This is a genomic window from Pseudomonas baetica (genome assembly GCF_019733355.1).
Taxonomy (GTDB): Bacteria; Pseudomonadota; Gammaproteobacteria; order Pseudomonadales; family Pseudomonadaceae; genus Aquipseudomonas; species Aquipseudomonas baetica_A.
Genome location: NZ_JAIHLQ010000146.1, coordinates 1 through 414, shown reverse-complemented (window position 1 = coordinate 414; position 414 = coordinate 1). Strand labels below are relative to the sequence as shown.

1 protein-coding gene is annotated in these 414 nt (G+C 58.9%); it reads right to left on the bottom strand.

Translation table 11 applies throughout. The features are described from left to right. Positions 1-414, bottom strand: a 414-nt coding sequence (locus K5E40_RS34485; RefSeq protein WP_260456257.1) for a contractile injection system protein, VgrG/Pvc8 family, incomplete at both ends; no start/stop codon positions are given.

Below are 414 nucleotides of genomic sequence, written 5' to 3'. Positions count from 1 at the left end.
GTGGTGTCGCTGGTCACCGACTCTTCCAGCACTTGCGGCTGCTTGCCTTCGTGGAGGATTTCAGTGAGCAGCCACAGGTCGTTCCACGTCGGGTTGGCGTGGTCGGTCAGGGCAAGAAAATGTCCGCTGACCAGAATCGGCTGGTCGCTGCTACCTTCGGCCAGTCGATAGTCGCTGCGATGACGTTCCAGCGCGCGATTAGACAAATGTTTGCCGCGGTCACGGTCAACGAATCGGCCCGGGTAATCGTAATCTTCCAGGTCCGGCTGAGCGCTGCTTTTGGCATCGCTTTCCAGCTCGATTTTCGGTTTGACGAAGTCGTAATCGCGCCGCGTGGTACGGCTGGTGCGGGTAGCCAGGCGCAAACCAAAACGTTTGACCACCGGTCTGTCGGCGACCAGTCCGGAATCTTGT